Below are 6,839 nucleotides of genomic sequence, written 5' to 3'. Positions count from 1 at the left end.
CCTTCATACCAATAACTTCCAGATACAATATCTAAAAAATCATCCCCATTTACATCAAAAACTCCGGCAGATTCCGCACTTTCAGCAGCAATCATCTGCTTTCTGAATTTTACCTCTGGAATAGATTGAAAAGACACTGCGGGAAAAATGAATAGCCCGGCAAAAAATAAAAAAAGTCTTGCTGATTTTTTACTTAATAAAATGGCATTTCCCATTATCACAACTACTATTAATTTTTTGCACACTTAGTGCATATTTTCTAAAGGGCATAAGCCATCGAATTTACTTTAAGCGAAATCTAAAAACAAGCCGGATTATTCAAAAGAGCCGGCTTGCAAAAAAGGGTTAAAAATGAGGATTTAAAGCCGCCTCGTCAGCAGGAAGCGGATAAAGCAATTCCAGTTGTGTAAAAGCATTTCCCGGAGGAACCGCCCCTTTAGGATAATAATAATCAAGAGGATTTGCCTTAATCCTGTTTCCATAAGCTGTTATAACGGCAATAGCGGTTCCTGATCTTACTAAATCGAACCAGCGTTTATTTTCAAACGCGAGTTCTACTCTTCTCTCTCTAAAAAGAGCGTCTCGCATATCTGCCTGTGAAACAGCCATATAATTTGCTAAACCTGCCCGGGATCGAACCTGATTCATGTAAGTTGCGGCTTCCATACTTTTATTTTGTTCGTTTAACGATTCTGCCAACAACAATAAAACTTCCGAGTAACGATAAATAGGCCAGTTCATGCCATGATTTCCGTTTAATGCGTGAACCTTAGCGTATTTTTTGATGTAAGGGTACACTTTATTTTCTCTTAAACTTCCGCTTAAGGTAATGTATGCAATGGAGGCGTTAAGTCTTTTATCTCCGGTTTCGTATGCTGCAATGACATCAGGTGTCGGAATATTATTTCCTTCTCCGGTAAGTGGCTGAGGGTTTGAAGTTCCGGTAATGGTCTTTAGTTCATCAGGGGCCATTGGGCGAGGCATAAAGTTATATAGAAAACTTCCGGCATAACCGGCTGAACCTTCCTGAAACTGAACTTCAAAAACTGACTCCCTATTGTTTTTATTAGCAGTTGAAGTAGAAAAAGCATCTGCATAATCAGGCATCAAACCATATCCATCATTAGTAACTACCTCTTTCAAAAGTTTTTCGGCTTCCGGCCATTTCTTTAGCACGATATACACATTGGCCAGTAATGTTTTTGCTGCACCAGATGTGGCGCGCCCAGGTTCTTGTTTAGCTTTATTAAACAACAATTTGGTAGCCTGATCGGCATCTTTTACAATTTGGGCATATATTTGATCAACGGATGATAATGGCAATGCCGCTTCCGAACGATTGGTAACGGGCGTTAGGTGCAGAGGAACTTTTCCGAAATATCTTACCAATTCAAAATAGGCATAGGCTCTTAGAAAATAGGCTTGCCCTTTTAAATTATTTTTCGATTCGGCATTAAAATCTACGCCATCAATTAGCGACAAAAGCTGATTAGTTCGGGCAATGATCTGATAATCCAGACGATACTGGTTGAGAACATGTGTATTAGTTGTTATACCCTGTGCAGTTGGAAGAGCGAAATCAGCTATATTTTCCTGCTGCTCCGTTGCGCCAAACAATATATTACGGGCATAATATGTATTATCAGAGTGCATTTCCCCTAAAAGCCATGCCCGGTCGTTAACAATGCTTCTCAGCGGAACATAAGCCGCATTAACGGCCTGTTGAAAATCGGATTCGGTTTTGAAAAAAGTTTCCGAACTCAAGGCAGTCTCAGGGACTATTTCCAAAAATTTATCTTTACAGCTTGCCAATACAAAGCATAAAAGACAAGTGATAACGAAGATTCTTTTCATGTTATTAAAATATAGTTATTAAAAACAATTTAGTTAATTAAGTAATTCAAAAATTCAGGTTAGCCCCAAGACTGAAGGTACGGGGTACCGGATAATTTGAAAGATCTATCCCCTGACTCAAATTTCCTCCGTCCCCTTGGCCGTTTCCCTGGGCACTTGTTTCAGGATTTGGTCCACCCCAATATTTTGTAAATACGAAAGCCTGTTGTACAGACGTATAAACCCGGGCTGATTTAAAAAGCTTAGTTTTAATACCAACATCATAACCAAGAGTAATATTCTTAATGGTAAAAAATGAGGCATCCGCTATGAAGCGACTATTCATCCAGTCTCTTTCGATACCAGTGACGTTACCTCCACCTACCGTAGTGCCATAAAATCCTTTACCAGGATTAGCTTCCGATCTAAAACGGTATTGGGCTTCTCTAACCATATTAAAAACACCATCCAAATTTGCGGTGCTATATAGATGCCGAACAAGTAATTGATTGCCAAATGAACCAGAACCTGTAATGTTAAAATCAAATTTTCCAAATTGTAAGTTTGTTGACATTCCATAGGTGAACTTTGGAAAAGGACTACCCATGATTACTCTATCATCTTTGTCGCCACCGTTCGTTATTATACCATCTCCGTTTTGATCTGTCAATTTTATACTACCAACTGTTGACCTGCCAGGTACTTGCGGAGAATTTTTAAGGTCTTCAGCATTTTTGTACATCCCCTGAGAGATGTGTCCATAGAATTGTCCAAAAGGTTTTCCTACTTGAGTGATATGGAAAGTACCATATACCCTATCAATTCCATCAGCCAGGGCTATTACCTTATTCCGGTTAAATGAAATATTTGCATTGTTGGTCCATCTAAGTTTTCCGATGGTGTTTTGATTAGTAAGAGCAAATTCATGACCCCAAAACTTTATTTCTCCGATATTATCGTTGAAATTACCAAATCCGGATTCCTGCGCAATTTGTACGCTATAAAGTAAATTACTCGTGTTTTTTACATAATAATCATAAGTAAATTGAAACTTATTGTTGAACAGACTAAGATCTAAGCCCAAATCCATTTGTTTGGTAGTTTCCCATCCTAAATTAGGGTTAGCCAAAGATGATATCACTGCACCTGCAGCCACATTGTTGGCGAATACTGCATTTACTGTGTTATTAATTAATGCGTAATGGGTATAATTACCAATATTATTGTTTCCAATTGTTCCATAGCTAGCTCTTAATTTCGCAAATGATATGCTTGGCATATCTTTAAGAAAATTCTCATCAGAAGCTATCCACCCAAGGCCAATGGAAGGGAAAGTACCCCATCGATTAGCTGATCCAAAACGGGAAGAACCATCACTGCGAACAGCAGCATTAAACAGGTATTTGCCTTTGTAATTATAGTTAAGTCTGGATATAAAAGAGGTTAGTGCCCATTCTGCAACCCCACTGAAAGTACCACCACGGTTTATGTTGATGGCTCCCTGGATTGTTGGAAGCCTGTCGTCTGAATAGGTATCAGCACTGATTTGCGTTGTTTCCTGACGAAATCTCTGGTTAGTAAAACCTCCCAATAACTCAAAATTATGATCGTTGAAACTCTTGGTATAGGTAGCTGTATTTTCGTTAAGCCATGAAAAGTTTTGACCATTCAATCGTTGTGATGATGCAGTTGTGGGAATCGGTGTGTTGATACTACTGGTGGCCGTAGAAGGATTGAAAAAGAAAAATTTACTGCTTAATAATTCCGCATTGAATGTAGACTTAAGCAAAAGTCCTTTTAACGGCTGATAATCAATAAATGCATTCGAAAGCAGGTTAGTGGTTTTTGTTTCATTAATCAACTCCTCTGCTGACCTTACCCAGTTTGCGTAAGCAAAGATATTACCCGTACTTGAGGGAAATCTATTAAATAAAGTCAGGTCCCCTTTGTCATCCCGAATGGGCATAATGGGCCATGTATGTAATGCATTAAAAAGAATACCGGTTCCTCTATCTCCATCTGATCTGGGGGTGTTGTCGAATACATAGGATGGGGCGATATTAAATCCTAAATTTACCTTATCAGAAATGGCGTAAGCGGAATTTAAACGAAGCGAATATCTTTTATACTCATTATTCAAAACCACACCCTGCTGATCAATAACACCTGCAATTACCGACGTATTAACTTTTTCTTTATTAGATGTAATGGTTAAATTATAGCTCTGCAGGGGTGCTTGTCTTAACAAAGCATCATACCAATCGTTATTTTTTCCTTCATATTGAGAAGGGTTTTGAAAAATATCAGGTACAGGCTGCTTCGCATCTTCATATGATTCCTTTTTGAATTGTGCAAATTCCACTGCATTCATCATTTCAATTCTACCTTTTACAGGCACCCGTTGAATGCCGGTAAATGTGTTGAAATTGACATTGGTTTGCCCGGCACTTCCTTTTTTAGTCGTTATAAGCACTACGCCATTTGCAGCCCTGGAACCATATAAGGAAGTCGAAGCTGCATCCTTCAAAATAGAGATGTCCTCTATTTCATCGGGATTCATTGCGCTGATATTGCCGGTAATGGGGAATCCGTCAACAACATACAGCGGATCGCTTCCTGCCGAAACAGATAACTGTCCGCGGATACGGATTGACATTCCCTGACCAGGCTTTCCTGTAGTCTGATTGATCTGTACACCAGCTAATGCTCCCTGCAATTTTTGCGCAATAGTGGTAACAGGCAGATCTTTTAAATCTTTATATTTAACCGTTTGAACTGAACCTGTTATTTCCCGTTTTAACTGACTACCGTAGCCCACCACCACGACCTCACTTAATGAGGTGTTGGATCCTACTAACTGAATATCAATAGTTTTTCGATTACTCACCTGGATTTCGATCGTTTCATAGCCTACATAAGTAATAATCAGTGTTCCATTTTCGGGCGCATCCAGCGAATAATTACCATTAGCGTTTGTCGATACGCCAATATTGGTTCCTTTGACCTTTATTGAAACACCTATCAGCGCTTCGCCGGATTTTTGGTCTGTAACCCTTCCCTCAATCGGGATATCGGCTTTTAGTTCCAAAGCAGTTTCAACCCGGAGATAGTCTCGATAAATCTCCGGCAGATCACCGTTATTGCGAACTCCCGCGCGTACATGCATAATGCCGAAGCTGATCATCATAACCATACTAAATGCGCTATACCTAATCATTCTCCGCCATTGCATTAAACACAGTTTTTGGGATGTGGTAAATTTCTTTTTCATGTTTTCAGGGTTTAGTGGTTTAGAATATTAATGGAAAAAATACAGTTGCAGAACTGCCTTTAAAACGGGTGCTTCTGTTTTCGATTTCATCTCATTGCCTTTCCTTATTTATCTTGCAGTTACGAACTCAAAAACATATCTAATAAAAATTAAGTAAGACAAAGTAGAGATGAAAATTTACTTTTCTGTCCTGATCTGACCTGATTCCAACAAAATCTTAAAAAAAAATTTGTTATATATAATTAACTATTTATCAACTACTTATAAATAAATTGATTGATAATTTGAATTATAACAAGTAATATCAGATTGAGATAAGGAACTACCTGTTTAAAAAAATAGAAAATTGGAGTAATCTTTCGCGCTGAAAGTAAACCGGGTGCTTACTTTCACAATATTACGACTTAATAAACTTATGCCTTGGGCACCTTGTTTTAAGTCAAGGAAATATGCAGAATAAAAAATGTGCTTTTAAATTAAGCCCCTTTTCCATTTTGGAGTACAATCTTAAGCAGGGTGAAATACCTTGAATTTTTAACGATGTAAACTCACACGTTAAGCCCTGGTTAATTTGTATGGATAAACGTTACCTGATGCCCATTGTGCGACATAGATATTTTCATCCTGATCTACGCAAACATCATGCGGATGAACAAATATTTTTTCTGTTTGTCGCAGGGGCTGCAGAATACCATTCACGTAGATGGGCTCATTGCCACCGATATTACTGACTACCTTATTGTGTTTGTCCAAAATTGTGACAAACCCACTGCCTGGGGCATTTGAGTTGGGCGAACGAAATACAGCTGCGTATAAATAATCACCCTGAATAACCGGACGGCATACGCAGGCACCGGGAAGTTTAATTATCTCAAGCAGTTCTCCCTTTTTATTAAATCTTTTGAAACAATTCCTTGTCCTGTCGGTGATAAGCAAGGTGCGTTTATTATTACGTGTATCGAAGCTAATGCCGTGTGCGTTATCCAGATGAGCATCCCCTTCGCCACGGCCGCCAAAATATTTAATTAATTTTCCTTTCCTATCATAATGCAAAATGTACTGTGCACCATATCCATCGGCGATAAAAATATCTCCATTCTTATCTACAACAGTTTCGGTAGGTACAAATTCTTCTGGTTTAGAATATATGCCGGCATCCATAGGCGCACTAATGGTAAGAAGCATTTTACCATCCATAGTTGTTTTATAGACCTGGTGTTTTGAAGTATCGGTGATATAAAGAAATTCTGTCCCATTTTCATTATGCAGGGATAAACCATGTCCGCCGGGGAATGAATGACCCCAGTTATCCAGCACTTTTCCATCCTTATTGAAGATGAGAATATTATTCTTTGTTTCATTAGTTAACAGGATAATTCTGCCACTACTGTCTTGAACCATCTCATGGCAGTCCTTTACAGGGAGTTGTGAAGTGTTTGTTTTAGCCCATGAAGTATCCAGCGTATAAGTCGTATTATTATGACCGTATACTTTATTCTGAGGTTTGGCAAATAAATCTTTCATAATCAACAAGCCGCTGGTTGTTATCGCTGTCTGCCTGATAAAGTTCCTTCTTACCATGCGTCTTTATTTTAAATGGTTAATCTTTTTATGTAAATAATTTAAGCTCTGCTTTACCCAAGCCATCCGGTGTAGTATAAAACGGTCTTTTTTCTACAACATAATTTGCATCTTCTTCAATCCCCAATGCATGATAAATCGTTTGGTGTATTTG

General features: G+C 38.5%; 4 protein-coding genes. All 4 read right to left on the bottom strand.

Translation table 11 applies throughout. The annotated features are described in order from the left end of the window. The coding region (locus WBJ10_RS12695) for a hypothetical protein (protein ID WP_424290857.1) at nt 1-215 on the bottom strand (215 nt) is incomplete at its 3' end. Between the two features lie 130 nt (nt 216-345). Then, nucleotides 346-1,854: a RagB/SusD family nutrient uptake outer membrane protein gene (locus WBJ10_RS12690; RefSeq protein ID WP_424290855.1), complete on the bottom strand. Its 1,509-nt coding sequence runs from the start codon at nt 1,852-1,854 to the stop codon at nt 346-348. 46 nt (nt 1,855-1,900) lie between these two features. Further along, nucleotides 1,901-5,104 carry a SusC/RagA family TonB-linked outer membrane protein gene (locus WBJ10_RS12685; RefSeq protein WP_424290853.1) on the bottom strand — a complete coding sequence of 1,068 codons (3,204 nt, stop codon included), beginning with the start codon at nt 5,102-5,104 and terminating at the stop codon, nt 1,901-1,903. 555 nt (nt 5,105-5,659) lie between these two features. Further along, entirely contained in the window at nt 5,660-6,685 is a 1,026-nt protein-coding gene (locus WBJ10_RS12680) for a hypothetical protein (RefSeq protein WP_424290851.1), read from the bottom strand. Nucleotides 6,686-6,839 lie beyond the last annotated feature (154 nt).

Source organism: Daejeonella sp., assembly GCF_049655485.1.
In the GTDB taxonomy this organism is placed as follows: Bacteria; Bacteroidota; Bacteroidia; order Sphingobacteriales; family Sphingobacteriaceae; genus Daejeonella.
This window is presented reverse-complemented; position numbering and strand designations above follow the sequence as displayed.

What these genes read in the sequence shown, in the direction of transcription:
- WBJ10_RS12680 (WP_424290851.1), bottom strand. Translation starts at nt 6,685, where the DNA reads ATGGTAAGAAGGAACTTTATCAGGCAGACAGCGATAACAACCAGCGGC.
- WBJ10_RS12690 (WP_424290855.1), bottom strand. Translation starts at nt 1,854, where the DNA reads ATGAAAAGAATCTTCGTTATCACTTGTCTTTTATGCTTTGTATTGGCA.
- WBJ10_RS12685 (WP_424290853.1), bottom strand. Translation starts at nt 5,104, where the DNA reads ATGAAAAAGAAATTTACCACATCCCAAAAACTGTGTTTAATGCAATGG.